The 2,855-nt window shown below is 61.7% G+C and carries 4 protein-coding genes; 3 read left to right on the top strand and 1 reads right to left on the bottom strand.

Annotated features, from left to right (window positions below):
* Window positions 1-357 precede the first annotated feature (357 nt).
* Window positions 358-1,410 carry an HD domain-containing phosphohydrolase gene (locus Q1L59_RS01360; protein WP_300327498.1) on the top strand — a complete coding sequence of 351 codons (1,053 nt, stop codon included), beginning with the start codon at window positions 358-360 and terminating at the stop codon, window positions 1,408-1,410.
* Window positions 1,411-1,529: 119 nt separating this feature from the next.
* Window positions 1,530-1,901 carry a CZB domain-containing protein gene (locus tag Q1L59_RS01355; RefSeq protein ID WP_300327497.1) on the top strand — a complete coding sequence of 124 codons (372 nt, stop codon included), beginning with the start codon at window positions 1,530-1,532 and terminating at the stop codon, window positions 1,899-1,901.
* Between the two features lie 22 nt (window positions 1,902-1,923).
* Here Q1L59_RS01355 and Q1L59_RS01350 read toward each other — a convergent pair whose 3' ends face one another.
* Entirely contained in the window at window positions 1,924-2,409 is a 486-nt protein-coding gene (locus tag Q1L59_RS01350) for a cyclic nucleotide-binding domain-containing protein (protein WP_300327496.1), read from the bottom strand.
* 189 nt (window positions 2,410-2,598) lie between these two features.
* Between Q1L59_RS01350 and Q1L59_RS01345 the strand changes: the two genes are divergently transcribed.
* Window positions 2,599-2,730, top strand: a complete 132-nt coding sequence (locus tag Q1L59_RS01345) for a hypothetical protein (RefSeq protein WP_300327495.1) — start codon at window positions 2,599-2,601, stop codon at window positions 2,728-2,730.
* Window positions 2,731-2,855 lie beyond the last annotated feature (125 nt).

Below are 2,855 nucleotides of genomic sequence, written 5' to 3'. Positions count from 1 at the left end.
GCCATCGAGTCCCTTGATACCAATGCCAACCGGCGCCGGTGCCAGCATCAGGAGCCGCAGCAAGCCGGCAACCGGCAGGCGCCCAACGGATGCCAAATGGTTGGTCCAGGCGTATTCTTCCATCGTTAACACATCCTTTTCAACGCGGCAACTTGCCGGTTTGCCTGCCGATCCGACGACGGCAGATTTCCGGAATTCGCGGGATTATACGAGTTCGCTCGCGGCTCCTGAAAGAAGTGGTTCGGCACTTGGCCGACGGGGGTTTGCCGGCGTGCGCACGGTGGCGCGCGCCATCGCAGCAGGCCGTGATTCTCCTGCGCTCTTGCTATACTGGCCAACGTCGCCCGGAGAAGCCCGATGAACGTGGTTGCCATTATCGATGACAGCGATATCAATCTCGCCTTGCTGAAAGCCTTGGTGGCCAAGCTGGGCAATTGCCAGGCGCACGCCTTCGCCGAATCGGCGGCCGGCTTTGCCTGGTGCGCCGAAAACCTGCCTGATCTGATCATCGTCGACTACATGATGCCGATAATGGACGGGATCGAGTTCATTACGCGGCTGCGCCGGCTGCCCGAACGCTCCGAGTTGCCGATACTGATGATCACCGCCAACGATGATCGGGAGGTCCGCTATCGCGCGCTGGAGGTCGGAGCGACCGACTTCCTGACGAAGCCAGTCGATCGCATGGAATTTGCCGCGCGCGCGCACAATCTGCTGGCGCTCAACACGACGCGCAAGCATCTGGCGGATCGCGCGGCCTGGCTGGCGGAAGAAGTTGCCAAGGCAACCTCGGTCATCCATGAGCGCGAACAGGAGTTGCTCTTCCGGATGTCGCGCGCGGCCGAATTCCGTGACCCGGAAACCGGTGCCCACATCCAGCGGATGGCGCATTTTTCGCGCCTGATTGCGGCCGGCATGGGTCTTTCGGCAGAGGAGCAGCAATTGATTCTGCAGGCGGCGCCGATGCACGATGTCGGCAAGATCGGCATTCCCGACGCCATCCTCCTCAAGCCCGGCCGATTGACCCCGGAGGAGTTCGCGATCATGCGCGGTCATTCCCGCCTTGGCTTCGAATTGCTCGCCGGTAGTCAGTCGAAAGTGCTCCAGGCAGCCGCTTCGATCGCACTGGCGCACCACGAACGCTTCGACGGCTCAGGATACCCGGCTGGCCTGGCTGGATCGGCGATCCCGCTTGACGGTCGGATCGTTGCCGTTGCCGACGTTTTCGACGCGCTGGTTTCGGAGCGGCCGTACAAGCGGGCATGGGCGTTGGAACGCGCCTTTGCCTATATCGAGAGTAACGCCTCGGCGCACTTCGATCCGGAGTGCGTCAAGGTCTTTCTCGCACGCAAGGACGAGGTTCTCGCCATCCGCTTACGCTTTCAGGACGAAGCGCCAGACGATTTCTGAACTTTGCAGTGATTTCGGAATGCTCGATTTGCGCTCGTGTTGTCGCCTCGGATGTAAAATGACCGTTCGCTCACCGATGGGCGATCATGCTTTGGGGGACGTTGAAGTGGACCAGAGGGGTGGATAAGGTGAAGGAACTGGACGCGGCGCTGGCGGCCCACGTGGTATGGATGTCCGATCTCAGGCAAGCCATCGTCAATTCGACCGCGACTCCCGGCGTCGAATGCGTGCGCGCCGACGACAAGTGTCCCTTTGGCCGGTGGCTGTACGGTTCTTCCCTGTCGCTGGAGGAAAGGGCGACCGAATACTACCGGGAGGTCAGGCAGTTGCATGCCGACTTCCATGAAGTTGGCGCACGCGTTCTCGAACTTGCCGGGCAGGGGCGGGTGTTCGAGGCGTATCGGATCTTGTACGGCGAATATCTGACGATGTCAGGCCGCCTGGCTTTGGCGATTCGCGCCTGGCAGAAGGCGCTGCAGCAAACGGACTGAGCGAGCGTGCCAACGCTGCCCGCTACTCGTCAACGATTTGCGGCTCGGCGCCAGCGTTTGTCCGTGCCGCCAGCTCGTCAAGGCGGCGCAGACGACGACTGAGTTCGCGCGCCAGGTTGAGGACGATGAGCGCAAACGTCGGCAGATCGGATTCATAGATCTGGAACAGGCCGCCGTTCGACAGCGCCAGCGCGGAAACCGGTTCGAGCGCGCGAACCGTTGCCGAGCGGCATTGCATGTCGATCAGTTCCATTTCACCAAAAACGTCGCCGACGCCGAGCGTAGCGATTCGTTTTCCCGGTTCGTCGTGCGCCGAATCGCTGCTCTTGACGATTTCGACACAGCCGCGGCAGATGACGAACAGCGAGTCACCGTCTTCGCCTTCATGGACGATCACCTCGCCCGCGGCGAAGCTCAGTTCACGCAACAGGGGCAGGATGCAGCCCATCGCGCGGTCGTCGACTCCGCCGAAGAGCGGCTGCTGCTGAAGAAATGCAACTGTTTCCACTGTCCGTCCTTTGCATTGTTGTCTGGCTGTCGGCTTGCCCGTCGCTGGGTGGAGTTCGATTCTGCGCCTGCCGGCCGGCGAACGGAAGACCCGGGCCGGTGGCGCACTGCGTCGGCGCACGCTTGCCGGTGGTCAGCCGCGGCGTTCGGCAAGCTCCTCGACGAGTCTAATCAGACGCGGCAGCGTTCTTTGCGCGAGATCGAAGTGCTGCTCAACGTCGCGCCGCGCCTGCAGACGCTGCGCCCGCAGGCGATCAGGCTGTGCAAGCAGTTGGACGATTTCGGCGGCGAGTTGCTGAGGGGAGAAGAAGTCGACCAATAGCCCACGGTAAATTTGTTCTCCGCCCCGTTTCACGCTTTGGCGTTGCCGAGCGAGTTTTTCGTCATGCGCAGATAGTCAAAGACGAGGCGGATGTTGCGGTTAAGGTGGGCCATTTTTTGCGCGAT

Origin of the sequence: Accumulibacter sp., from assembly GCF_029255125.1 — a bacterium.
GTDB lineage: Bacteria > Pseudomonadota > Gammaproteobacteria > Burkholderiales > Rhodocyclaceae > Accumulibacter.
This window is presented reverse-complemented; position numbering and strand designations above follow the sequence as displayed.